The sequence below is a fragment of the Rhizobium sp. EC-SD404 genome, assembly GCF_902498825.1.
Lineage (GTDB): Bacteria > Pseudomonadota > Alphaproteobacteria > Rhizobiales > Rhizobiaceae > Georhizobium.
In genome coordinates this window covers 403413-425561 of record NZ_LR701459.1, presented here as the reverse complement: position 1 = coordinate 425561, position 22149 = coordinate 403413, and the positions used below count along the sequence as shown (strand labels likewise).

Genomic DNA, 22149 nt, shown 5'->3' with positions numbered 1-22149 from the left:
GCAAGACGCGGCGCTCAAAGAACGCCGCGTCGAAAGGATCCGCAGACCCCTACTGTTCGGTAACGGCAGCCTGATCCGGGTTCGGCGGGAAGGAGGCGTCCGTACGGTCGCCACGCAGCAGGTCGAATGCGTGGTTCAGCTGAAGGTCATCTTCCTGCTCCGGCGGTACGTAGGCGATCGAGCCGGACCCTTCTTCGGTCTCGCTCTCACCCTGGATGTGACCGCGCAGCTGCGATTCGCCGGATGCTTCGACCTGGCCCATCAGCTCTTCGGGCAGCGGCTGCTCGACGATGATGTCCGGGGTGATGCCCGTGCCCTGGATCGACTTGCCCGACGGCGTGTAATAGAGCGCCGTCGTCAGGCGAAGCGCACCATTCTCACCTAGCGGGATGATCGTCTGAACCGAGCCCTTGCCGAAGGACCGCGTCCCGAGAACCGTCGCACGCTTGTGGTCCTGCAACGCGCCGGCCACGATTTCTGAAGCCGATGCCGAGCCGCCATTGACGAGAACGATCAACGGCTTGCCGCCCGTGAGGTCGCCGGCGCGCGAATTGAAGCGGCGGCTTTCCTCTTCGTTGCGGCCACGGGTCGAAACGATTTCGCCGCGATCGAGGAAAGCGTCGGAAACGCTGATCGCCTGATCGAGCAATCCGCCTGGGTTGAGGCGCATGTCGAGAACGAAGCCTTTCAGCTCGTCCGCCGGCACTTCTTCCTGGATCTGTTCGATGGCTGCGGCGAGATCGTCATAGGTCTTTTCGGTGAAGGAGATGAGGCGCAGATAGCCGACATTCTCCTCGACGCTGTGACGAACCGCCTTGACCTGAATGATGTCACGCGTGACTTCGATCTTCAGCGGTTGCGCCGCACCTTCGCGGATGATGGTGAGTTCGACGGTCGTGTCGACAGGACCGCGCATGCGATCAACCGCGTCCGACAGCGTCAGGCCCTGCAGCGATTCGCCGTCGATCTCTGAAATCAGGTCGCCGGCAAGCACACCGGCCTGGGCGGCGGGGGTGTCGTCGATGGGCGTGATGACCTTGACGAGGTCGTCTTCCATCGTCACCTCGATGCCGAGGCCGCCGAACTCGCCACGCGTCTGGGTGCGCATGTCGTTGGCGTCATCGGCGTTGAGGTAGCTGGAATGGGGGTCGAGCGAGGTGAGCATGCCGTTGATGGCATTCTCGATCAGCTCTTTCTCCTCCGGCGGGGTCACATATTGAGAGCGCACGCGCTCGAACACGTCACCGAAGATCGACAGCTGTCGGTACGTATCCGACCCGGCGGCTTCCGCCGGCATGCTGAACTGCTGGGCGGTGCTCAGGGCGGTAGCGCCCATGAGGGCGCCGACGAACAGTAGCGATATTTTACGAATCATTGCTTGCCCTTCCCGAAGTATCGTTTGCCCACCAGGGGTCAGGATCGACCGGCTGTCCATCTTTCCTGAATTCAATGTAAAGCGTCGGCTGCCCGGAAACCAGAGCCAAAGCAGCAGCGCCTGCGAGCCTTGTTTCACCCATGGCAGCGACCGGTTCGCCAGTCACGACAAACTGGCCAGGTGAAACATCGATACGATCCATACCCGCCATGACGATATGATATTCGTCACCGGCGTTGAGGATCAATAGCTGGCCATAGGACCGAAAGGGCCCGGCATAGACGACCCAGGCGTCGGCTGGAGCCTGAACCAGCGCGCCCGAACGGCTTGCGACCATGACACCCTGCAAAGGATGTCCCGTGCCGTCGTCGTCGCCATACCAGCGCTCAACCGCCCCTTCCACGGGCAATTCCAGCGTTGCGGTGCGCGATTCGAAAGGAACGGCCGGCGAAAATCTTTCCATATCGAGGTCGCCGCTGGCGGCACGATCACGCGCCCGTTCCAGCTCTTCCTCGCTTTGCTGTTCACGCAATCGTGTTGCTTCGCGTGCCTGTTCGGCAGCCTCACGCACGGAGGAGATCTCCGTTTCGAGCGATGCGATCAGCTCGCCAAGCGACGACGCGCGTTCCGCTAACCTTGCCGCGGCGACCCGCTCCTCCTCGATGCGCCGTTCGCGGTCGCCCTGCATGTCGCGCTTCTCGGCAAGAAGCAGTGTGAGGCGCTCTTCTTCGACGACCTGATCGGTGCGTGCGGCGACGAGCTTCTCGCGCTCTTCTTCGATGTCCTCGCGCACTGCGGAAAGGCGCGCGAGATCCTGCGCAAGTTTCTGCGTCTCTTCGCGCATTTCCGGCACGACGGCGCCAAGCAGAATGGCGCTGCGCACGGAGGCAAGCGCGTCTTCCGCCGCCACGAGCAAGGCCGGCGGCGGATTACGCCCCATGCGCTGCAGCCCGGCGAGTACCTCCGCTAGGAGCACGCGCCGTTCCCGCAGCGATGCAGTAATCTCACCTTCGTCTTCACGCAGCGCGGAGAAGCGATCTTCGGCTTCCGCCATGCGGGTTGTAAGATCGCGTTGGCGATCGGCGGTTTCGATCATGCTTTCGCGAATTGCCGCCTCGTCCTGTCGCAGCGCGTCCACCTCGGCGCGCAGATCCGCCATGCGCTGTTCCGACAGCGTGATGGCACGGCTCAGGCGGTCAAGTTCATCGGCCGTTTCGGCGCGCTTGGCATCGAGAGTTTCCGTCGGATCGGAGGGCATTTCCGCTTGGGCACCCGATTGGGTCGAGGCCGGCTCCTGCGCCTGGGCGATATGGAGTGATGCCGAAGCAAAAAGAACGGCGACGACAGCTCCGCTGGCGAGCCCGGCAGCGAGTCTCGCTTGCCGACCTGAAACGAATTGCAACGCGGCGCTGCGGTCGCGAATCCATGGTGCTGGCTTCAAGTCTCAGTCCGATCTTGGCCCATGTATTCTCCATCGGCGGCAAGCATGTCGAGTTTGAGGCGAAAGAGAGGTTTCGCCGCCCCAGTCGAAAATACACTTCAGTGTAGAAACCGTCGGTTAACCGCATCGACCGAATTCACGCGGAGAGCCCTGCTTCATCGACTGATTCCCCATGAAGCAAAGCATGTCTTAATCGGTCGCGCGTATCCAGAAGGGAATAGCTGGGGATCCAACCATGAAGCGTTTCCTTGAAGATCGTAGCGGACAGTTCGCAATGATGTTCGGCATCTCCTTGCCGGTCATGCTGCTTGCAGCCGGGATGGCGATCGATACAAGCCGCATGATGGCGGCCAAGACTGCGCTGCAGAACAATGTCGATGCGGCGCTGCTGGCCGCAACGCGGTTCAACGATCGAGACCAGACCCGCGAGAGCTACTTCGAATCCTATCTTTCGGCCTTGGTCTCTTCCGAACCGACGATCAGCAATATTCAAACGGATTTCGACGACGAGATCGGCGCAAATTTCATCAGAACGGAAGCGACGGCCACTGCGGACGTGGCGCTCACGATCATGCACACCTTTACGGGTCGCACCGCGCGGATCAGCGTGAGCTCGGACGCCTATGAGGCGACCGACGCGCTGGAAGTCGTGATGGTACTGGACAACACCGGCTCGATGGCGACGAACAATCGCATTGCTGCATTGCGCAAAGCGGCAACGACGCTGGTAGAGACGCTGGAAACGGTAGCGGAGAACAATCCAAACCGCCGCATCCGCATGGCGCTCGTGCCGTTCGTCACGGGCGTTAACATTCGCGGTCCGGAATTCGATTGCTCCTGGATCGATGTGAATGCGGTCGCCGAATATCACGGCGCCAATTTCGACAGCATTCAGGTTGAGTTCGACCGACACGGGGCCGTCAAAGACAGCAAGTACGGCGCTGTTGCCGCTTCCCCGTGCGCCATTCCTGCAGTGAGCAGCGCCAACGCCTCGAACGTTACGGTGCTTAGCGGAAATCGGGGTTCCACTGGTCAGGTGAAAGCCAACCATATGCGGCTGTTTCATCAGATCGGCGTAACTTGGAAGGGTTGTGTCGAGGCTCGTCCGCGCACGGTCACTGTCGATGCTGCCCCAACGACCGGCAGCACCCTGTTCGTCCCCTATTTCGCCCCAGACGAGCCGGACAAGGATTCCACGCGCAGCAACGCCGATACGCCCTTCGCCGGGAATAATTCGGCGAACCTAAACACGTCCTATCTGACGGACCAGATCACGGGCACATTTGCGGTAATCCAGCGCTCACTCGCGAAATACAATGCGACCAACCCGAAGCTTCCGTTTGCCGCGCAAGGCGGACCGCTGACCGGCGGACCGAACCGCGCCTGCCCGACCCCTGTTCAGCCGTTAACCGACGATTTCACTGCGCTGAAAACTGCCGTCTCCCAAATGCGGGAGTGGAACGGGTCAGGCACCAATGTCGCGGAGGGGCTTGCCTGGGGCACCCGCGTGCTTTCACCGGAAGCGCCCTACACCACCGGCGATCCCTTCGCTACCGAGGGCACGAAGAAGATCGTGGTGCTGCTGACGGATGGGGAAAATGTCGTCTACGGCTCAAGTAACACGGTCAACAAGTCCGACTACGGCTCGAACGGCTTCATGTCGTCAAACCGCTTCGGCACCACGAACCAAGGTACGGCTGCTCGAACGGTCGATGGCTGGACGAAAGAGAATTGCACCATGCTGAAGAATAACGGCGTGGAGATTTATACGGTGCTGCTGCAGGCTGACACCGCCAACAACCGCGCGGTCTACAGCAGTGCCAACGGTGGGTGTGCGTCGGCGCCGGAGAACTATTTCCCGACGAACGATGTCAGCCGGCTGGACAGCGTCTTCGCACGCATTGGCAGCATGGTGGCGCAACTGCACTTCACCAACTGACCCGCACGAAATCCTGTCTGCTCATTCCCTGTGATAGGGGTGGCCGGACAGGATCGTGACGGCGCGGTAGAGCTGCTCGGCCAGAAGCACCCTGACGATCTGGTGCGGCCAGGTCAGCCGGCCGAAGGACAGCGTCAGATCGCTTTCTCCCAATAGGGACCCATCGAGGCCATCCGCCCCGCCGATGACGAATGTGGCGTTGCGGGCGCCATCGTCGCGCCAAAGGCCGAGATCGGCGGCGAATGCTTCGGATCCCGGCGTCTTGCCGCCTTCGTCGAGAAGGATGAGCTTGCCACCCTCCGGTCGCGCCGACCGGATCGCGTCGGCTTCTTCGCGCTTGCGGGTGTTCGTGCTGGACGCGCGGCTTTCGGGACGCTCGATGAGGCGGCCGAATTCGATGCCGATGGCAGGGCCCGATTTGGCGAGACGGTCCAGATAGCGGGCAACGAGTTCACGCTCCGGTCCCGATTTCAGTTTGCCGATGGCAATGATGTCGATCTTCATGCCTTTGGTTTCTGGCAGGCCGATGCCGCTCCGTAAAGGCGGCGCTCGCCCGCATTTCGGCGATTGTCTTTGACCTCTCGGGCCGTCGGCTATATCACCGCCGGCAGAACCCGGTCCCGCAGGCTTGATCCTGCGCGCGTGACGATAAGTGGCAACATCATGAAGTTTCTGGATCAGGCGAGAGTCTACATCCGCTCTGGTGACGGGGGCGCAGGCAGCGTCTCGTTTCACCGCGAAAAATTCATCGAATTCGGTGGACCGGACGGCGGCGACGGCGGCCGTGGCGGCGACGTGTGGGTGGAGGCGGTCAACGGCCTCAACACGCTCATCGATTATCGCTTTCAGCAGCACTTCAAGGGCGAGACCGGCGGCCACGGCATGGGCCGCAACCGCACCGGCGCCAAGGGCGGCGAAGTCGTCCTGAAGGTGCCTGTTGGCACGCAGATTTTCGAAGAAGACAACGAAACGCTGATCGTCGATATGACGAAGGAAGGCCAGCGCTACCGGCTTGCGGCCGGCGGCAATGGCGGCTTCGGCAATGCGCATTTCAAGTCGTCGACGAACCAGGCGCCCCGCCACGCCAATCCGGGCCTCGAAGGCATCGAAAAGTGGGTGTGGCTGCGTCTCAAGCTCATCGCCGATGCCGGCCTCGTCGGGCTGCCGAACGCCGGAAAGTCAACATTTCTCGCAGCCGTCACCCGCGCGCGGCCGAAGATCGCAAACTACCCTTTCACCACGCTTCATCCCAATCTCGGCGTCGCGTCTGTCGATGGATCGGAATTCGTGCTTGCCGATATTCCCGGCCTGATCGAAGGCGCCCATGAGGGTGTCGGGATCGGCGACCGTTTCCTTGGTCATGTGGAACGCAACCGTGTCCTCCTGCACCTGGTCTCGGGCCAGGAAGAGGATGTGGCGAAGGCCTACCGAACCGTGATCAACGAGCTCGATGCCTACGGTCATGGCTTGACCGACAAGCCCGAAATCTTGGCGCTTTCTCAGATCGACACGCTGGACGAGGACGAGCGTGCCGAGAAGCTGAAAGAGCTGGCCGACGCATCGGGCAAGACGCCGATGATGCTGTCGGCGGCGACCGGAGAAGGCATGCAGGCGGCATTGCGGGCGCTGCGCACGATCATCCTGGAATCCAAGGGTGGCGAACCGACCGATGTTTCCGACGACTTCCAGGACGATGCCGACTGGGCTGCCGACGCGGACAGGCGATAGGCAGACCCGCCCGTGGCAACATCCAGGAAACCCGTCGCCGCACACCGACGCGTGGTCGTGAAAATCGGTTCGGCGCTTCTCGTCGATCGAAATCTCGGCCTCAAGCAGGCATGGCTGGAAGCGCTGTGCGCCGATCTCGCAGCTTTGCGGGCCAGCGGTTGCGACGTGCTCGTCGTGTCATCCGGTGCCATCGCACTCGGACGTTCCGTTCTCGATCTGCCGGCAGGCATGTTGAAGCTCGAGGGCAGCCAGGCGGCGGCTGCCGTCGGGCAGATCGCGCTCGCACGCGCTTGGTCTGCAGCGCTGGCCGAACGGTCGATCATTGCGGGGCAAGTGCTTTTGACGCTCGGCGACACCGAAGACCGGCGGCGCTACCTCAATGCACGCGCGACGCTCACCGAACTGATGAAGCTAGGCGCGGTGCCCATCATCAACGAAAACGACACGGTCGCCACGACCGAGATCCGCTACGGCGACAATGACCGACTGGCAGCGCGCGTCGCAACGATGATCGGTGCCGATCTCCTGATCCTGCTGTCCGATGTCGACGGGATGTACAGCGCGTCGCCTTCGATCGATCCCGATGCGCGGTTCTTCGACATCGTGTCGTCGATCACGCCCGAGATCGAGGCGATGGCTGGCGGCGCTGCGTCCGAACTGTCGCGCGGGGGCATGCGCACCAAGGTCGAAGCCGGCAAGATCGCAACGAATGCCGGCTGCGCGATGATCATCGCCTCCGGCAAGGATATGCATCCGATCAGCGCCATCGATCAAGGCGCGCGCTCCACCTTCTTTGCGCCGAGCGGCCAGCCCGTCACTGCCCGCAAAACCTGGATCGCAGGTCAGTTGACGCCGATGGGCACGCTGCGCATCGACAAGGGTGCCGAGCGCGCGCTGCGTATGGGCAAGAGCCTGTTGCCGGCCGGCGTTCGGTCGCTGTCCGGGGAATTCGCCCGGGGCGATACGGTGGCGATCTTCGACGAGGTGGGTCGCGAAATCGCCCGTGGACTGATCGCCTACGATGCCGAAGAGGCCACCAGGATAGCCGGTTGTAAGACCGCCGAGATCGAGGCGATCCTCGGCTATTCGGGCCGGGCGGCCATGGTTCATCGCGACGACCTGGTGTTGACAGGCGCACCGCGAGAGCCGATGGCATAATTCTCCAGAATTAAGGCGGAGCATGAGCATGCTGCACCAGGTCCAGACCAACGACAACACCATCGCCGACGTGATGGAAGAGATCGGCCGTCGCGCGAAAGCGGCGAGTGGACCATTGGCGATCGCCACGCCGGAAATGAAGACCAAGGCGCTTCAGGCGATGGCCGACGCGGTTCTGGCCGACGAGGACAAGATCCTTGCCGCCAATGCTGTCGACCTCGCCAACGCAAAGCAAGCTGAGCTCGCCGAATCGCTGGTCGACCGGCTAAAGCTCGACACCCAACGCATCGCCGGCATGGCCGAGGGCATCCGCACGATTGCGGAACTCGACGATCCCGTCGGTGCCGTGATCGCCGCCTGGGAGCGCCCAAACGGCCTTCAGATCGAGCGCGTACGCACGCCGCTCGGCGTCATCGGCGTCATCTACGAGAGCCGGCCGAACGTGACCGCCGATGCCGGCGCGCTTTGCGTCAAGGCTGGCAATGCGGTGATCCTGCGCGGCGGCTCCGACAGTTTGAACTCATCCCGCGCGATTCATGCGAGCCTCGTTCGCGGCCTGAAGCAGGCCGGTCTGCCCGAGGACGCGATCCAGCTCGTACCAGTTGCCGACCGGGCTGCCGTCGGCGCCATGCTGACCGGGCTTTCCGGCGCCATCGACGTCATCGTGCCGCGGGGCGGGAAGAGCCTCGTCGCGCGCGTCCAGGCTGAGGCGCGGGTGCCGGTCTTCGCGCATCTCGAAGGCCTCTGCCATATCTACGTGGACCAATCCGCCGACTTGGAGATGGCGAAGCGCATCGTCGTGAACGCGAAGATGCGGCGCACGGGCATCTGCGGTGCGGCCGAAACGCTTCTGGTGGACGGTGCCGCAGCGGGCACGCATCTGATGCCGCTTCTCGAAGCGCTGACTGAGGCCGGCTGTGAAATTCGCGCTTCGGCTGCGGTTTTGAAGGTGTTTCCGGCCCTGAAGCAAGCGACCGACGAAGATTGGTCAACCGAATACCTGGACGCCATCATCTCGGTGGCGCTGGTCGACGGGATCTCGGGCGCGATCGCTCACATCAAACGCTATTCCTCCCACCATACCGAGGCGGTGATCGCCGAGGATCCGGCCGTCGCCGAGCGCTTCTTCAACGAAGTGGATTCCGCGATCCTCCTGCACAACGCCTCGACGCAGTTTGCCGATGGTGGTGAATTCGGCATGGGCGCAGAGATCGGTATCGCGACCGGCAAGATGCATGCGCGGGGTCCGGTCGGCGTAGAACAACTGACCTCGTTCAAGTACCGCGTCCACGGCACTGGCCAGACGCGACCTTGACCCCTTGAGCTCAGCGCTTTCTCCCCTGTCGCCTTACGGCCGCATGCCCCATGTCGAGCAAGGCATGCGCGTCGGGCTGTTCGGAGGGTCGTTCAATCCGCCCCATGGTGGCCACTGGCTGGTGGCGGAAATCGCGCTGCGGCGGCTCAGGCTGAACCAGCTCTGGTGGATGGTGACGCCCGGTAATCCACTGAAGGACCACGGCAAGCTTTTGCCGCTTGAGGAGCGCATCGCACTGAGCGAAGCGATCACGCCCGATCCGCGGGTAAAGGTGACGGCGTTCGAAGCGAACTATGGGCTGCGCTATACGGCCGAAACCCTGGCGCTCATCAAGCAGCGCAATGCCGGCATCCATTTCGTCTGGGTCATGGGGGCCGACAATCTTGCCGGTTTTCACCGCTGGCAGGATTGGCAGGCGATCGCCAAGACGTTTCCTATCGCCGTCATCGACCGCCCCGGTTCGACGCTTTCGTATCTCTCCTCGAAAATGGCCAAGACCTTCGCGCATGCGCGGGTCGACGAGGACGATGCCGGACGCCTCGCATTGATGGAAGCGCCGGCCTGGACCTTCATCCACGGACCGCGATCGCTTCTATCCTCCACAGAGTTGCGCAGCCACTGGCCCGGAAAGTCCTGAGGCCGACCCAAGCATCCTGAGAAATCGGTGATGGGCCAAGAAAATTGGTGATGGGACGGCAACTTCTTGTGTCTTGAAACCTTTAACGAGACGAGCCTATCATTACATGTGCTTTGGACCTTCAGGAACAAAGCAAGTGAAGCTGGTCCTGTCACTGCTGAAAGGGTAACGACACTGACAACAGCACACGCGAAGGGAAATGCGCCAAGCAGTTTCTCCTCAGCCACGGGTCGCGGCGCGGACGCCGACTCCCGCGTGCTTCACCAGATCCTCGAAATCCTCGAGGATTCCAAGGCGGAAGACATCGTCTCCATCGACATTGCCGGAAAATCAGCGCTGGGCGACCACATGGTGATCGCATCCGGACGTTCGAGCCGTCATGTCAGCGCAATCTGCGACGAGCTCTTGCGGCAGATCAAGGAAGCCGGTTTCGGCAATGCGCGCGTGGAGGGTCTGGCAACTGGCGACTGGGTGTTGATCGACACCGGTGACGTCATCGTCCATGTCTTCAGGCCGGAAATCCGGGAATTCTACAATCTCGAGAAGATGTGGATGACACCGGAGCTGGGCGAAGAGACGCTGCATTAGGCCAACGGCGGCAAGCGCCGCCGCTTAGCCTCCATTCGAGAACGGCGTTAGCCGAGCGGTTCAATCGCGCTCGAAATTGACCTCGACGCGGGCAACCGGCACGCCGAACTTGGTAACGAGCGCGGTGTTCGTGATCGTGTCGTCGCCGTTTAGCACGAGCTTGTCGAAGAACCGGACGATGTTCGGGTCTTCTCCCGGCGCGAGATCCACGCGGTAAGTGAAATCGGCCTCGTTGCCGGCTAGATAGACCGTCGTCGTCCCGACCACGTCTTCCCGAGTACCGCGATAGGTTGTCTCGGACGTCTTTTCGAAAACCCAGGTTTTGGTGTCGCGTTCGCCGTCGTCATAGGCGAAATCTTCGCGCAGGCGCAGCGTCGTGCCGTCCCACGTGCCCGTCAGGTCGACGGTGAACCGCCGATGCGTGCCGTCGATGGCGGAAAAGCTTCCCTCCGCGCGCGTCTTGCCCAGGAACCAGTCCTCGAGACGAAACTCAGCATAGGCCGGCAAGGCGAGAACGAGGCCGACCGCGGCAATCAGAACGAAACGAACGGCTTTCATGGCGATGATCCTTCGAGGAAGTCCACCGGCTTCTACGCAGAGGCCGGTGGATAGGATCATGAGGCCGCTTCAATGCCTTCGGTGGCGCGCAGCTTCATGCCCTGCGGTTGGGCGCAGCGCTCCAGCTCTTCAACGACAGCCAGGTTTTGCGATCGAGCCTGTACCATTCGACCGGTAGCGCGCCGCCGAGCGCCATGGACGGCACCATGCCGTTGCCCTGGTGCTGGAAGCCGGACTTCTGGATGACCCGGCGCGACGCGTGGTTCGTCACCCGGCAGCGCGCTTCGATCGCCTCGATCGTGCGGGTGCGGAAGACCATGTCGATGACGGCGTGGGCAGCTTCGGTCGCGATCCCTCGGTTCCAGTAAGGCTCGCCGATCCAGTAGCCGAGTTCGACCGTGTCGGTGTCGTCATGAGGTTCAATGCCGGCACAGCCGACGAACGCACCATTATCCGCTAGGGTGACCGCGTAGACGCATTTGCCAATACCGCCCGTTTTGGCGCGTCGGATGAAGTCCGACGCATCTTGTGCCGTATAGGGATGCGGCATGCGCGACACCATCGATGCCACGCGCATATTGTTGGCGAGATTGGCAAGTGCGTCCGCGTCTTCCGCGTGGGGCCGGCGCAAGACCAGCCGTTCGGTCAACAGGACGGGACAATCGGGCCGGGCTTCGTCGGGCAATAAGTCGTCCCGACAGTCTTCATCGAGGTCCATCAACATCGGATCAGTCCTTCGTTCAAAAGAGAAAAGGGGAGATGGATTGCCCCATCTCCCCTTTTGAACGTGGTCTGAACCTTTTTGCTCAGCCGGGTCGATGAGACGCCGGCTTTTTGAAGAGCGGTCCGGCTATTCCGCTGCGTCCGCGATTGGCATCACGGACACGTAGGTACGACCATTGGCTTTCGTGCGGAAAGCGACCTGGCCGGCGGTGACTGCGAAAATCGTGTGGTCCTTGCCCAGGCCGACGCCCGTGCCCGGATGCCACTTGGTGCCGCGTTGACGCACGAGAATGTTGCCCGAAACGACGTTCTCGCCGCCGAACTTCTTCACGCCAAGGCGCTTGGATTCAGAGTCGCGACCGTTGCGCGACGAACCACCAGCTTTTTTATGTGCCATCGGTGTTCTCCTTAAAGTTTCTCGTCGCTATCAGTTGTTCTCGGCCAAAGCCTTGGCCTGCTCGCGCCAGTCTTCGATCTGGGCGGCGCTGAACGGCATGGCTTCGTCGATCTTGGCGATATCCGCGTCGGTGAAGGCAGCGATCTGGGCGAAGGTGGTGACGCCCTGCTCGTTGAGCTGCTCGGCAGCCTTCGGGCCGATGCCCTTGATGACCGTCAGATCGTCGCCGGCACCCTTAGGTGCGGTGAAGAGCGTCTGGGCTGCAGGCGCGGACTTCGCTTCCGACTTGGCAGCGGCCTTCTTGGAAGGCTTCTTGCCTTCGGTCAGGATCTCGGCGATGCGGATGACCGTCTGGTGCTGACGGTGGCCACGCGTGCGCTTGGAGTTCTGGCGGCGGCGCTTCTTGAAGGCGATGACCTTGCGTGCACGGCCGTGCTCGACGACTTCTGCCGTGACGAGCGCGCCCTGAACGAAAGGTGCGCCGATCGTGGCATCGGCGCCGACGCCGACCATGAGAACTTCTGCGAATTCGATGATGTCGCCGATTTCGCCGCCGGTCCGTTCGACCGTCAGCTCATCGTTTGCGGCGACGCGGTACTGCTTACCGCCGGTCTTGATGACTGCGAACATTTTTTAGCCTTTCATGTTCGTTCCGGCTTCTTCGACCAAGTGGCCGCGAGCCGTCTTTTTGTCAGTCGTATGGCATCAGCCATGATCGAAGACGCTTACGCGCCAACAGCCGATCATGGTTCAGCCGGTGAAACATCGCACCCATGGCCATGCGTGCCTGCCGAAAGGAAAGGCGAACAGGAAGCGTGGTGGTCGATGCATGATCAAGGACGGACTTCGCCATCTCAAGATGCTGCGCGGATAAGCGATGGGGCCCGCCGAGTCAAGATGCGCGGCATAAATTTGCCTGTTACAGGGCCTTGTGTCCTGGCGCTCATCCCGCTATTGAAACGCCCGCACGCGACCACCCGTGCAACATGGCCCCTGGAGAGGTGGCAGAGTGGTTGAATGCACCGCACTCGAAATGCGGCATACGGGCAACCGTATCGGGGGTTCGAATCCCCCCCTCTCCGCCATTCACCAACGATTGTGCGCGAATCCGGCGATCGCGGTGGCCTCAAGCAACTTGCACTGAAGGCCGGCCTGTCAGCGCTCCAGCCTGACCCTCTTATCGACTCGCTATGGCAGCTTCCGAAACCACTTGGCAGTCGCTCATTGTGCTTCATCGACGCGTGCAAATCGGCGGTCGGCTATATCCGAATGCTCCACATCGGGCGAATGCGGACGTTGCTTCCGATCAGCCGGATATGAGCAGATGAAGCGGGAAGCGCTGCAGTGGATGTTGAACGTTTCGCAGAAGCGCGAAATTGCGCGAAGCGACATCTCAATCCTGAAACGAAAAACGCCGGCCTGATGAGGCCGGCGTTGCCAAAGTCAGTGGAGCGCTGAAACCTACGCCGGAGGCACGGTGCCCTGCAGCGTCGTCAGCTGGCTCAGATACTCGTCGAGCTTGAAAGCCTGATCGTCGCCGGTAACCTTCTCGCGCTCTGCGCGCGCTGCGTCGATGCGGCGCGTCAGTTCGGCTCTGTCGAAAGCCGTCTGCTCGTAGCCGGCTTCGGCAAGCACCGTGCAGCCATCCGGCAGAATGTCGGCGAAGCCGCCAAACACGATGAAGGACTGCTTCTGGCCGTCTGCGAGTTCGACGGTGATCACGCCGGGACGCAGCGTCGACATCAGCGGCGCATGCTTGGCCATGACCGTCATTTCGCCCTCCGAACCCGGCAGGACGACGGCGACGGCTTCGGCCGAGACGAGCAGACGCTCAGGCGATACGAGTTCGAACTTGAATGTGTCAGCCATATCTCGTCGGCCGACGAAAACCGTGGTGATATCGTAATATCAGCACTACGCGTCCGTCAGCCGCTCCCTATTCGCCATTCGCTCTAGTGATCAGGCTGCTTCCGCAGCCAGCTTTTCGGCCTTTGCGAGCGCCATATCGATACCGCCAACCATGTAGAAGGCAGCTTCCGGCAGGTGGTCGTATGCGCCTTCGACGAGGCCCTTGAAGCTCTTGATCGTGTCTTCGAGATCGACGAGCTGGCCGGGTGCACCGGTGAAGATTTCGGCGACGAAGAACGGCTGCGACAGGAAACGCTCGACCTTACGGGCGCGGGCAACCGTCAGCTTGTCCTCTTCCGAAAGCTCGTCCATGCCCAGGATGGCGATGATGTCCTGCAGCGACTTGTAGCGCTGCAGCGTTTCCTGAACGCGGCGGGCAACGTTGTAGTGCTCCTCGCCGAGGATGATCGGGTCGAGCATGCGCGACGTGGAGTCGAGCGGATCCACGGCCGGGTAAATGCCCTTTTCCGAAATCGAACGCGACAGAACGGTCGTTGCGTCGAGGTGGGCGAAGGTCGAGGCGGGAGCCGGGTCGGTCATGTCGTCGGCGGGGACGTACACGGCCTGTACCGAGGTGACCGAACCCTTGGTCGTGGTCGTGATGCGCTCCTGCATGGCGCCCATGTCGGTGCCAAGCGTCGGCTGGTAGCCCACGGCCGAAGGAATACGACCGAGCAGAGCCGACAGCTCCGAGCCGGCCTGCGTGAAGCGGAAGATGTTGTCGACGAAGAACAGAACGTCCTGGCCTTCATCGCGGAAATGCTCGGCGATCGTCAGGCCGGTGAGCGCAACGCGGGCGCGGGCGCCGGGCGGCTCGTTCATCTGGCCGAACACGAGGGCGCACTTGGAACCTTCCGTGGAGCCGTCATGCTCCTTGGGGTCCTTGTTCACGCCGGACTCGATCATCTCGTGATAAAGATCGTTGCCTTCGCGGGTGCGCTCGCCGACGCCGGCGAATACCGAGTAGCCGCCATGCGCCTTTGCGATGTTGTTGATCAGTTCCTGGATGAGAACCGTCTTGCCGACGCCTGCGCCGCCGAAGAGGCCGATTTTGCCACCACGGGCATAGGGAGCGAGAAGGTCGATCACCTTGATGCCGGTGACGAGGATCTCGGCTTCGGTCGACTGTTCGGTGAAGTCAGGCGCTTCCTGGTGGATGGCGCGGCGCGTGGCGGCCGGAACCGGACCAGCTTCGTCGATCGGCTCGCCGATGACGTTGATGATGCGGCCGAGCGTGCCGGCACCGACCGGGACCGAAATCGGCGCGCCGGTGTCGGTGACCGCCTGGCCACGAACCAGACCCTCGGTGGAGTCCATGGCGATCGTGCGAACGCTGTTCTCACCGAGGTGCTGCGCGACTTCCAGAACGAGGCGGTTGCCGAGGTTGTCGGTTTCCAGCGCGTTCAGAATCTGCGGCAGGTGGCCGTCGAAGGAAACGTCGACGACGGCGCCGATGATCTGCGTCACGCGGCCGGTCGCAACGGCTGCGGCCGGTGCCGAAGTCATGGTCGCTGCCGGTGCAGCGGCGGCTGCCTTGGCCGGCGCCTTTCTGGTGGCGGGCTTCTTTTCAGCCGCCGGCGTCTGTGGTGTCGCTGCCTTAGCCATATCGTTCAAACCTCTTCTTCAAAGAGCCTCAGAGCGCTTCCGCGCCCGAAATGATTTCGATCAGTTCCTTGGTGATCTGAGCCTGACGCTGGCGGTTGTAGGAAAGCGTCAGCTTCTCGATCATCTCGCCCGCATTGCGCGTCGCGTTGTCCATGGCGGACATGCGCGCACCCTGTTCGGACGCAGCATTCTCAAGGAGAGCACGGAAGATCTGGACCGCGATGTTGCGCGGGATCAGATCGGTCAGGATTTCGCCGGCATCCGGCTCGTATTCGTAGATCGCGCCGCCGAGACGGGCATTCATCGCTTCCGTCACCGCGCTGTCGCCCGAAGGCGCGCTGGCGGGGATGAGCTGCTGTGCCGTCGGGATCTGCGAAATCACCGAACGGAACTCCGAATAGAACAGCGTGCAGACGTCGAACTCGCCCTGCTCGAACAGAGCGATGACCTGGCGTGCGATCTTGTCCGCGTCGACGAAACCGACAGACTTCACTTCACGCAAGTCGACGCGGTCGATGATCTTCTCGCGGTGGTCACGGCGAAGGATATCATAACCCTTCTTGCCAACGCAGAGGATCTTGACCTGCTTGCCTTCAGCGACCAGCCGGCGAATGTGTTCGCGCGCCAGACGCACGATCTGCGAGTTGAAACCGCCGCAAAGTCCACGCTCGGCCGTGCAGACGACGAGCAGATGCACGTCGCTCTTGCCGGTGCCGGTCATGAGACGCGGCGAATCCTCGCCGTCACCCACTGCATTGGCGATGTTGGCCAGTACGGCCCCCATGCGCTGTGAGTAGGGTCGCGCAGCTTCCGCCGCCTCTTGCGCACGACGCAGCTTCGCCGCGGCGACCATCTGCATCGCCTTGGTGATCTTCTGCGTCGCCTTGACTGAGGCGATCCGGTTTCTCAGATCCTTGAGTGAAGGCATCCGCTATCCGTCCGTTTCTCGGAGTCTGACCAACTCAGGCGAAGTTCTTGGAGAACTTGTCGAGTTCCTTGCGCAGATCGGCTTCGACGTTTTCCTTGAGCGCCTTTTCCGTGCGGATGGCGTCGAGGATGCCCTTGCCTTCATTGCGCATGTGCGAAAGCAGCCCGCGCTCGAACTTGCCGACATCGCTGACCGGCAGCTTGTCGAGATAGCCCTTCACGCCTGCATAGATCACGACGACCTGCTCTTCCGTCTTCAGCGGCGAGAACTGCGGCTGCTTGAGAAGTTCGGTCAGGCGTGCACCACGGTTGAGGAGGCGCTGCGTCGAGGCATCGAGGTCCGAGCCGAACTGCGCGAATGCCGCCATTTCGCGGTACTGCGCAAGCTCGCCCTTGATCGAGCCGGCAACCTGCTTCATCGCCTTGATCTGGGCCGACGAACCGACGCGCGAAACCGACAGACCGACGTTCACGGCCGGACGAACGCCCTGGTAGAAGAGGTCCGTTTCGAGGAAGATCTGGCCGTCGGTGATCGAGATCACGTTGGTCGGGATGTAGGCAGAAACGTCGTTCGCCTGCGTTTCGATGACCGGCAGAGCCGTCAGCGAACCGGCGCCCTGCTCGTCATTGAGCTTGGCGGCGCGTTCGAGAAGACGCGAGTGCAGGTAGAAAACGTCGCCGGGGTAAGCTTCGCGGCCTGGCGGGCGGCGCAGCAGCAGAGACATCTGGCGGTAGGCGACGGCCTGCTTGGACAGGTCGTCATAGCCAATGACGGCATGCATGCCGTTGTCGCGGAAGTATTCGCCCATCGTGCAGCCGGCGAACGGTGCCAGATACTGCATCGGAGCAGGATCGGATGCCGTCGCGGCGATGATGATCGAATAGGGAAGTGCGCCGCGTTCTTCGAGAACCTTGACGAACTGCGCGACGGTCGAGCGCTTCTGGCCGACGGCGACGTAGACGCAATAGAGCTTCTGGCTCTCGTCCGTGCCTTCGTTCAGCGTCTTCTGGTTCAGGAACGTGTCGAGCAGGATCGCGGTCTTGCCGGTCTGACGGTCGCCGATGACGAGCTCGCGCTGGCCGCGGCCGACCGGGATGAGCGCGTCGATGGCCTTGAGGCCGGTCGACATCGGCTCATGCACCGACTTGCGGGGGATGATGCCCGGCGCCTTGACGTCCACACGCTTGCGTTCGTCGGCAACGATCGGGCCCTTTCCGTCGATCGGGTTGCCGAGCGCGTCGACGACGCGGCCGAGGAGACCCTTGCCGACAGGAACGTCCACGATGGCGCCCGTGCGCTTGACGATGTCGCCTTCCTTGATGCCCCGGTCGGAGCCGAAGATGACGACGCCGACATTGTCGGCTTCGAGGTTCAGCGCCATGCCGCGGATGCCGCCCGGAAACTCGACCATCTCACCGGCCTGAACGTTGTCCAGACCGTAGACGCGAGCGATACCGTCACCGACGGAGAGCACCTGGCCGACTTCGGAAACTTCGGCTTCGCGGCCGAAATTCTTGATTTGATCTTTGAGAATTGCGGAAATTTCCGCGGCGCGGATATCCATCAGCCGACCTCTTTCAGTGCAAGCTTAAGCGATGAGAGTTTCGTACGAAGCGATGTGTCGATCTGACGCGAGCCGACCTTGACGATCAGGCCGCCGAGTATTGACGGATCGACATGAATATTGAGCGACACGGTCTTACCCGTGACGTCCTTGAGGGCCGCGGCAAGCTCGCGCTGCTGCGCTTCGTCCAGCGGATGAGCAGTCGTCACCTCGGCAGCGACTTCGCCGCGATCGGCGGCAGACAGCTGGCGGAAAGAGCGAATGATGCCCGGAAGCGCGAACAGACGGCGGTTGGCCGCAACGACCTTCAGGAAGTTGCCGGCGAGACCGGCGATCTTGCCTTGGTCCACGATGGCCCCGATGGCGCGCGCCTGATCCTCGGCCGAGAAAACCGGGCTCATCACCAGTCGCTTCAGGTCGGTGCTTTCCGCGATCATCGCCTCGAACGCGTCGAGTTCGCGCGTGACGGAATCGATTTCACCGGCCTCTTTCGCAAGATCGAAAAGCGAGGAGGCATACCGTTCTGCAACACCGGAAATTAGCTGGGATGTGTCTGCCACGGGCACCCAAATCTCTCAAATGTACCCAAGAGCGCCGCCGGTTGAAATCTGGCCAACCACAACACCTTGAATTTGTTGCTGTAATTTTCAAGAGCAAATGCCTGAAAGGCACGCCCGCTCCGAAATTCGGGGTTCGTCTAACATAGGAATTCCGCCCCCGCAACACGCCAGGACGCCTGCTTTGGGCGCATTCCTGGCGCATTCCGTCGCAGTCAGAGCATTCCGAAGACGTATCCGAGCGGCAGCACGGCGAGAACGAGGGCCAGGATCAGCGAAAGCAACGTGATGCCGTCGGCCCTGCCGTGGCGCGCCATCGCAATGATCTTGATCAGCACCGTCGCAGCCCAGCCGGCACCGATCGCCAGATAGACGAGCGGCTGCGCCATCAGGACGGCGACGGCGCCTGCGCCGAATTGCAGGCCCGCAGCCTGCGCTCGGACCGCCAATGCATTTGGAAAATGGGTGAACAGCAGCGCAATGAAGTGCCAGAGCCCGAGAAGCGAGGTCGCGACGGCGGCACCGAAAGCCAGCCATTCGCCTTGGCTGCCCGGCCAGGGAAAAGCGAATTCCAACGAAGCACCTCCTGATTTGCGCTTCGCACCGATAGGATAGGCGTAACGTCAGGTAAAGCGCTGCGTGACGCCGCACCGCTTTGCCGTCAGAGAAAGCTCTGCGGGTTGATATCGACCTGCACGCGCACCGATCCCCGCTCCTTCGGACCGCTGGCGAGCATCGCCTTCAGATAGGCCTGCATGTCGGCCCGCTTCTCGCCGTGCACCAGCAGCCGAAACCTGTGACGCCCCCGAATGAGCGCGAGTGGCGCTTCCGCCGGTCCGAGCACGGTGAGGCCCCGGGCGGCAGGCGCAACGCGGCGAAGGCCACGCGCGTGCTCGTCCGCCTCGGCGCGGGTGTTCGCCGAAACGATGATCGCGGCCAGTTGCCCAAAGGGTGGCAGCTTGGCCCGTTCCCGCTCGGCGATTTCGCGCTCGTAGAACGTATCCGCATCGCCGGAGACCAGCGCCTGCATCACCGGATGCATCGGCTGGTAGGTCTGAATGAGCCCGAGGCTCTTGAGGCCGGTGCGCCCGGCGCGTCCGGTCACCTGCGAGAGAAGCTGGAACGTGCGCTCCGCCGCCCGCGGGTCGCCGCTCGTCAGCCCGACATCGGCATCGACGATCCCGACGAGCGTCATCAGAGGGAAATTGTGTCCCTTGGCGACCAATTGTGTGCCGATGACGATGTCGGCCTCGCCCTTGGCGATGGCCTCCAGTTCCAGCCGCACCCGCTTTGCACCCACGAGCATGTCCGAAGACATGACGACGATGCGCGCGTCCGGAAAATGCCCGACGACCTCTTCCGCGATCCGCTCGACGCCCGGGCCGCAGGCTGCGAGATGATCGAGCGTCCCGCATTCGGGGCAGGCCTGCGGCGTCGGTTCGGCATGGCCGCAATGGTGGCACTGGATCTGACCGCGGAACCGGTGCTCGACGAGCCAGCTGGAGCAATCCGGGCATTGGAAGCGGTGGCCGCAAACCCGGCAGAGCGTCAGCGGCGCATAGCCCCGGCGATTGAGGAACAGCAGCGACTGCTCCTTGCGCTCCAACCGGCCGGCGACAGCCTTAAGAAGCAGCGGAGATAGGAATCCGCCCCGCGCGGGCGGGCTCTGACGCATGTCGATCAGCTTCAGGTCCGGCATGGCTGCTTCTGCATAGCGGCTGGACAGCTTCAGGAGACCGTAGCGGCCCTCCTCCGCATTGACCCTGCTTTCGATCGACGGGGTGGCCGAGGCGAGCACCACCGGGCAATCGGTCAGGCGCCCGCGCACCACCGCCATGTCGCGGGCATGATAGAAGACCCGATCTTCCTGCTTGTAGGCCGGGTCATGCTCCTCATCGACGACGATCAGGCCAAGCTCCTTGAACGGCAGGAAAAGCGCCGAGCGTGCTCCGACGACGATGCGCACGCGCCCGTCGACCACCTGCCTCCAGACCCTTTCACGGGTACGGGGCGCAAGTTCGGAATGCCATTCCGCCGGCGGCGCACCGAAGCGGGCCTCGAAGCGGCCGAGAAAGGCAGGCGTCAGCGCGATTTCCGGCAGCAGGATGAGCGCCTGCTTGCCCTGTTCGATGGCCTCCGCAACGGCGGCGAAATAGACCTCGGTCTTGCCCGATCCGGTGACGCCATCGAGTAGATGCACACCGAACCGCGCCTTGCCGACCGCCTCGCGCAGGATTGCAGCCGAACCAGCCTGCCCGTCGCTCAGTTCGGCTCCACCATAGGTGGGGTCGGGCAAAGCGACGACGGGCGGCGGCGGCAGCAGAATGGGTGCGAAGGCGCCCTGCTTCACGAGCCCGTCGACCACGGAGGACGACACGCCGGCCGCATGGGCAAGGCCCGATCGCGTCCAGGCGCCGGTCTCCTGCGCCGTATCGAGCACGCGCCGCCGCGCGGGCGTCAGTTTCTCCGGCACGCTGCCGGTCGAGGCCAATCCCTCGATCATCGGCTCCGGATCGAGCGCTGCCGGCGCCCTGAGCGCCATGCGGGCCACGAGGCCGGGCGGCGACAACGTGTAATCGGCCACCCATTCGATGAAACGCCGCATCACCGCATCGAGCGGCGGGCAATCGAAGACATGCGTGATCGGCCGCAGCTTGCGGGCATCGATCTCACGCCCCGGCGGCCCGTCCCAGACGACGCCGAGCACCTGTCGGGGACCGAGTGGAACTTGTACGAGCGATCCAGGTTGGACTTGCAGACCCTCAGGCACCACATAGGAGTAAGGCTCGGGCGCCGGAAGCGGCACGAGCACGCAGACGACCGGCCGAGACGGCGCGTTGCATGGCGCGTCGAACAGAACGCTCTGAGAATCGGCAGCGGAATGGCGGGTCATGATACGTGACCTTGCCCCCTGTTTGGTCTAAAGGGAACCCGAAACGGCCTTACCGGCCAACAGGCAGCCAAAGCAAAGCAGAAGAGACGATCCGATGAAATTCTTTGTCGATACCGCCGACGTCGCGGAAATCCGGGAGCTGAACGATTTCGGCCTTCTCGATGGCGTGACGACCAATCCGTCGCTGATCATGAAGTCCGGTCGCGACTATAAGGAAGTCACAAAGGAAATCTGCGACATCGTCGAAGGTCCGGTGTCGGCCGAAGTCACGGCGACCGACTATGACGGCATGATGCGCGAAGCCGATGTTCTTGGCGCGATCGCCGACAATGTCTGCATCAAGCTGCCATTGACCCTTGATGGCCTCAAGGCCTGCAAGGCGCTGACCGAACAGGGCAAGCTCGTCAACGTGACGCTGTGCTTCTCGGCCAATCAGGCGCTTCTCGCAGCCAAGGCCGGCGCCACCTTCATCTCCCCCTTCATCGGCCGGCTGGACGACATCCACCTCGATGGCATGGACCTGATCCGCGAAATCCGCCAGATCTACGACAATTACGGTTTCGACACCGAGATCCTGGCCGCATCGATCCGCACGGCGAACCACGTCAAGGAAGCAGCGCTGATCGGCGCCGACGTCATCACCGCACCGCCGGCGACGCTGAAGGCACTCGTCAAGCACCCGCTGACGGACAAGGGCCTCGAAACCTTCCTGGAAGACTGGAAGAAGACAGGCCAGACGATCGCCTGATCGTCCAATTTTCCGGTGTGTCGCGTTCCCGATCGTTGAATCGGTATCCACTTCACCTGGAAACGCTTTGGCCAAAGCATCAAGTCG

The 22149-nt window shown here is 62.5% G+C and carries 21 protein-coding genes and 1 tRNA gene; 8 read left to right on the top strand and 14 right to left on the bottom strand.

Annotation, left to right across the window (positions count from 1 at the left end; translation table 11 throughout):
- Positions 1–49: 49 nt before the first annotated feature.
- Both GC125_RS03085 and GC125_RS03080 read right to left on the bottom strand, forming a co-directional pair.
- Entirely contained in the window at positions 50–1375 is a 1326-nt protein-coding gene (locus GC125_RS03085) for a S41 family peptidase (RefSeq protein ID WP_151983990.1), read from the bottom strand.
- Positions 1365–2816, bottom strand: a complete 1452-nt coding sequence (locus GC125_RS03080) for a murein hydrolase activator EnvC family protein (RefSeq protein ID WP_286165341.1) — start codon at positions 2814–2816, stop codon at positions 1365–1367. The genes GC125_RS03085 and GC125_RS03080 overlap by 11 nt, the downstream gene beginning before the upstream one ends.
- A gap of 235 nt (positions 2817–3051) precedes the next feature.
- Between GC125_RS03080 and GC125_RS03075 the strand changes: the two genes are divergently transcribed.
- On the top strand, positions 3052–4755 hold the full coding sequence (locus tag GC125_RS03075) for a TadE/TadG family type IV pilus assembly protein (protein WP_151983989.1): 1704 nt from the start codon (positions 3052–3054) through the stop codon (positions 4753–4755).
- Positions 4756–4776: 21 nt separating this feature from the next.
- Here the strand turns inward: GC125_RS03075 and rlmH are convergent, their stop codons facing one another.
- Positions 4777–5259 (bottom strand): 23S rRNA (pseudouridine(1915)-N(3))-methyltransferase RlmH, encoded by a 483-nt coding sequence (gene rlmH, locus GC125_RS03070; protein ID WP_151983988.1) that lies wholly within the window; start codon positions 5257–5259, stop codon positions 4777–4779.
- Between the two features lie 159 nt (positions 5260–5418).
- Here rlmH and obgE point away from each other — a divergent pair, with 159 nt between their 5' ends.
- The 5 genes from obgE (at position 5419) to rsfS (ending at position 10181) form a co-directional block, all read left to right on the top strand.
- The gene (gene obgE / locus GC125_RS03065; RefSeq protein WP_151983987.1) at positions 5419–6483 is read left to right on the top strand and encodes a GTPase ObgE; all 1065 of its coding nucleotides are present in this window, start codon (positions 5419–5421) and stop codon (positions 6481–6483) included.
- Between the two features lie 12 nt (positions 6484–6495).
- Positions 6496–7641: a glutamate 5-kinase gene (proB, locus tag GC125_RS03060; protein WP_151983986.1), complete on the top strand. Its 1146-nt coding sequence runs from the start codon at positions 6496–6498 to the stop codon at positions 7639–7641.
- A 28-nt stretch (positions 7642–7669) separates the two neighbouring features.
- The gene (locus tag GC125_RS03055; protein WP_151983985.1) at positions 7670–8956 is read left to right on the top strand and encodes a glutamate-5-semialdehyde dehydrogenase; all 1287 of its coding nucleotides are present in this window, start codon (positions 7670–7672) and stop codon (positions 8954–8956) included.
- A 43-nt stretch (positions 8957–8999) separates the two neighbouring features.
- Positions 9000–9593, top strand: a complete 594-nt coding sequence (locus GC125_RS03050) for a nicotinate-nucleotide adenylyltransferase (RefSeq protein ID WP_151987482.1) — start codon at positions 9000–9002, stop codon at positions 9591–9593.
- Between the two features lie 174 nt (positions 9594–9767).
- The gene (gene rsfS / locus GC125_RS03045) at positions 9768–10181 is read left to right on the top strand and encodes a ribosome silencing factor (protein ID WP_286165594.1); all 414 of its coding nucleotides are present in this window, start codon (positions 9768–9770) and stop codon (positions 10179–10181) included.
- Positions 10182–10241: 60 nt separating this feature from the next.
- On the opposite strand, the gene GC125_RS03040 is transcribed toward rsfS, so the two are convergent.
- The 4 genes from GC125_RS03040 to GC125_RS03025 form a co-directional block, all read right to left on the bottom strand.
- The gene (locus tag GC125_RS03040) at positions 10242–10739 is read right to left on the bottom strand and encodes a DUF3833 family protein (RefSeq protein ID WP_151983983.1); all 498 of its coding nucleotides are present in this window, start codon (positions 10737–10739) and stop codon (positions 10242–10244) included.
- Positions 10740–10833: 94 nt separating this feature from the next.
- A complete protein-coding gene (locus tag GC125_RS03035) occupies positions 10834–11463 on the bottom strand; it encodes a GNAT family N-acetyltransferase (protein ID WP_151983982.1) in 630 nt (209 codons plus the stop codon).
- Between the two features lie 126 nt (positions 11464–11589).
- Positions 11590–11859, bottom strand: coding sequence for a 50S ribosomal protein L27 (gene rpmA, locus GC125_RS03030; protein WP_151983981.1), 270 nt, complete (start codon positions 11857–11859; stop codon positions 11590–11592).
- 30 nt (positions 11860–11889) lie between these two features.
- A complete protein-coding gene (locus GC125_RS03025) occupies positions 11890–12489 on the bottom strand; it encodes a 50S ribosomal protein L21 (RefSeq protein ID WP_151983980.1) in 600 nt (199 codons plus the stop codon).
- A 365-nt stretch (positions 12490–12854) separates the two neighbouring features.
- On the opposite strand from GC125_RS03025, the gene GC125_RS03020 reads away from it, so the two are divergent.
- Positions 12855–12944, top strand: a tRNA-Ser gene (locus GC125_RS03020).
- A 376-nt stretch (positions 12945–13320) separates the two neighbouring features.
- On the opposite strand, the gene GC125_RS03015 is transcribed toward GC125_RS03020, so the two are convergent.
- The 7 genes from GC125_RS03015 to GC125_RS02985 form a co-directional block, all read right to left on the bottom strand.
- The gene (locus GC125_RS03015) at positions 13321–13728 is read right to left on the bottom strand and encodes a F0F1 ATP synthase subunit epsilon (protein ID WP_151983979.1); all 408 of its coding nucleotides are present in this window, start codon (positions 13726–13728) and stop codon (positions 13321–13323) included.
- Positions 13729–13818: 90 nt separating this feature from the next.
- Positions 13819–15372 carry a F0F1 ATP synthase subunit beta gene (atpD, locus tag GC125_RS03010; RefSeq protein ID WP_151983978.1) on the bottom strand — a complete coding sequence of 518 codons (1554 nt, stop codon included), beginning with the start codon at positions 15370–15372 and terminating at the stop codon, positions 13819–13821.
- Positions 15373–15400: 28 nt separating this feature from the next.
- Complete coding sequence (locus tag GC125_RS03005) at positions 15401–16300, bottom strand: F0F1 ATP synthase subunit gamma (protein ID WP_151983977.1); 900 nt, start codon at positions 16298–16300, stop codon at positions 15401–15403.
- 34 nt (positions 16301–16334) lie between these two features.
- A complete protein-coding gene (gene atpA / locus GC125_RS03000; RefSeq protein ID WP_151983976.1) occupies positions 16335–17864 on the bottom strand; it encodes a F0F1 ATP synthase subunit alpha in 1530 nt (509 codons plus the stop codon).
- Complete coding sequence (locus GC125_RS02995; RefSeq protein ID WP_199864411.1) at positions 17864–18430, bottom strand: F0F1 ATP synthase subunit delta; 567 nt, start codon at positions 18428–18430, stop codon at positions 17864–17866. Before GC125_RS02995 ends, atpA begins: the two co-directional genes overlap by 1 nt.
- A gap of 206 nt (positions 18431–18636) precedes the next feature.
- Complete coding sequence (locus GC125_RS19900) at positions 18637–18996, bottom strand: DUF4345 domain-containing protein (protein WP_199864410.1); 360 nt, start codon at positions 18994–18996, stop codon at positions 18637–18639.
- 86 nt (positions 18997–19082) lie between these two features.
- Positions 19083–21314, bottom strand: a complete 2232-nt coding sequence (locus GC125_RS02985) for a primosomal protein N' (RefSeq protein WP_151983974.1) — start codon at positions 21312–21314, stop codon at positions 19083–19085.
- 94 nt (positions 21315–21408) lie between these two features.
- Here GC125_RS02985 and fsa point away from each other — a divergent pair, with 94 nt between their 5' ends.
- On the top strand, positions 21409–22062 hold the full coding sequence (fsa, locus tag GC125_RS02980) for a fructose-6-phosphate aldolase (RefSeq protein WP_151983973.1): 654 nt from the start codon (positions 21409–21411) through the stop codon (positions 22060–22062).
- Positions 22063–22149: the final 87 nt, after the last annotated feature.

Coding starts and splice junctions, on each gene's coding strand:
- GC125_RS03085 (WP_151983990.1), bottom strand. CDS start 1,375: ATGATTCGTAAAATATCGCTACTGTTCGTCGGCGCCCTCATGGGCGCT.
- GC125_RS03075 (WP_151983989.1), top strand. CDS start 3,052: ATGAAGCGTTTCCTTGAAGATCGTAGCGGACAGTTCGCAATGATGTTC.
- rlmH (WP_151983988.1), bottom strand. CDS start 5,259: ATGAAGATCGACATCATTGCCATCGGCAAACTGAAATCGGGACCGGAG.
- obgE (WP_151983987.1), top strand. CDS start 5,419: ATGAAGTTTCTGGATCAGGCGAGAGTCTACATCCGCTCTGGTGACGGG.
- GC125_RS03055 (WP_151983985.1), top strand. CDS start 7,670: ATGCTGCACCAGGTCCAGACCAACGACAACACCATCGCCGACGTGATG.
- GC125_RS03050 (WP_151987482.1), top strand. CDS start 9,000: ATGCCCCATGTCGAGCAAGGCATGCGCGTCGGGCTGTTCGGAGGGTCG.
- GC125_RS03040 (WP_151983983.1), bottom strand. CDS start 10,739: ATGAAAGCCGTTCGTTTCGTTCTGATTGCCGCGGTCGGCCTCGTTCTC.
- GC125_RS03035 (WP_151983982.1), bottom strand. CDS start 11,463: ATGTTGATGGACCTCGATGAAGACTGTCGGGACGACTTATTGCCCGAC.
- rpmA (WP_151983981.1), bottom strand. CDS start 11,859: ATGGCACATAAAAAAGCTGGTGGTTCGTCGCGCAACGGTCGCGACTCT.
- GC125_RS03025 (WP_151983980.1), bottom strand. CDS start 12,489: ATGTTCGCAGTCATCAAGACCGGCGGTAAGCAGTACCGCGTCGCCGCA.
- GC125_RS03015 (WP_151983979.1), bottom strand. CDS start 13,728: ATGGCTGACACATTCAAGTTCGAACTCGTATCGCCTGAGCGTCTGCTC.
- atpD (WP_151983978.1), bottom strand. CDS start 15,372: ATGGCTAAGGCAGCGACACCACAGACGCCGGCGGCTGAAAAGAAGCCC.
- GC125_RS03005 (WP_151983977.1), bottom strand. CDS start 16,300: ATGCCTTCACTCAAGGATCTGAGAAACCGGATCGCCTCAGTCAAGGCG.
- atpA (WP_151983976.1), bottom strand. CDS start 17,864: ATGGATATCCGCGCCGCGGAAATTTCCGCAATTCTCAAAGATCAAATC.
- GC125_RS02985 (WP_151983974.1), bottom strand. CDS start 21,314: ATGACCCGCCATTCCGCTGCCGATTCTCAGAGCGTTCTGTTCGACGCG.
- fsa (WP_151983973.1), top strand. CDS start 21,409: ATGAAATTCTTTGTCGATACCGCCGACGTCGCGGAAATCCGGGAGCTG.